Origin of the sequence: Dehalobacter sp. (genome assembly GCA_023667845.1) — a bacterium.
Taxonomy (GTDB): Bacteria; Bacillota; Desulfitobacteriia; order Desulfitobacteriales; family Syntrophobotulaceae; genus Dehalobacter.
The window spans coordinates 1-1,177 of record JAMPIU010000077.1; the positions used below are offsets into that span (position 1 = coordinate 1).

At 45.3% G+C, this 1,177-nt stretch carries 1 protein-coding gene, 1 tRNA gene and 1 rRNA gene; 1 reads left to right on the plus strand and 2 read right to left on the minus strand.

Annotated features, from left to right (window positions below):
* A partial coding sequence (locus NC238_06420) for an FCD domain-containing protein (protein MCM1565573.1) occupies window positions 1–596 on the plus strand: 596 nt, incomplete at its 5' end.
* 88 nt (window positions 597–684) lie between these two features.
* Here NC238_06420 and NC238_06425 read toward each other — a convergent pair.
* Both NC238_06425 and rrf read right to left on the minus strand, forming a co-directional pair.
* Window positions 685–760 (minus strand) — tRNA-Asn (locus NC238_06425).
* Between the two features lie 8 nt (window positions 761–768).
* A 5S ribosomal RNA gene (rrf, locus tag NC238_06430) occupies window positions 769–885 on the minus strand.
* Window positions 886–1,177: the final 292 nt, after the last annotated feature.

Consider the following 1,177-nt stretch of genomic DNA (forward strand, 5'->3'; position numbering starts at 1 on the left):
TCCCCAATGAGCATCAATTGGCCAGAGAGCTTGGTGTCAGCCGTACAACAATACGTGAGGCGGTAAAAATACTTGTAGCAAACGGTATACTGACAATAGAGCGAGGCCGCGGCACATTTGTTACTGAAAGGCCGGATTCACAAAATGACCCCTTTGGAATCTCTTATATAGAGGATAAAAAAAAGTTGGTGCATAACTGGTTTGAAATGCGCCTGGTACTTGAACCTGCTAATGTGCGGATGGTAGTGGAGCGGGCAAGTGATGAAGAAATTCGGAAAATAATAGCATATGAAAGAGAAGCAGCCGAACTAATAGAATCCGGCAAGCCGTTTTCAGAAGCCGACCAGCGGTTTCATGCAGCCATTGCAAAGGCAACACACAACAGCGTAATTGAATTGATGCTGCCAGCAATTGAAACAGCTATCGGTGATGCTATCAGTACAGCAGTATATATAGGAGCTCATAGACGGGCTATTGAAAATGCTCTGACCAATCACCGCAATATCGCCCATTTTTTAGAGCAGCGGGACGCCGATGGCGCGGCTCTTGCCATGTATTATCACATTAAAAGAGGAATGACTGATTTAGATCATTAAATAATGATATGTTTCGTTAGATTTGAAAAAGCTATGGTGAATATCAGAAATGACATTCACCATAGCTTTTTAATGCAAAAAATAAAAATGGCTCCCCAAGTTGGACTCGAACCAACGACCCTGCGGTTAACAGCCGCATGCTCTACCGACTGAGCTATTGAGGAGTATTTAAACCTGGCGGCGATCTACTCTCCCGGGACCCTGCGGTCCAAGTACCATCGACACTGGAGAGCTTAACTTCTGTGTTCGGGATGGGGACAGGTGTGGCCTCTCCGTCATTGCCACCAGATTATTCGGATTGTGATAACCTTCACATAACTTCGTCAGTCATCGGCCTCATAATGCTCACGTATGTCTATATACGCTCCGCTTATTCGGCCTCGCCTTCCTTGTTCTGCTCGGTTCTGCCAATCCTCTGCCGTAACATCATTAGTTCCTCGCTTCTGATGCTTCTCGGTTTGATTGATTCTGACAATCCATATTTAATTTTTCAAAGGTAAGAATCTTTTTCGCTGACAAATTCCATAAACTGTTTCTGCCGCACTCGGCTTCCGCCCAGTGCTCTCGCAACAGGGAATTTG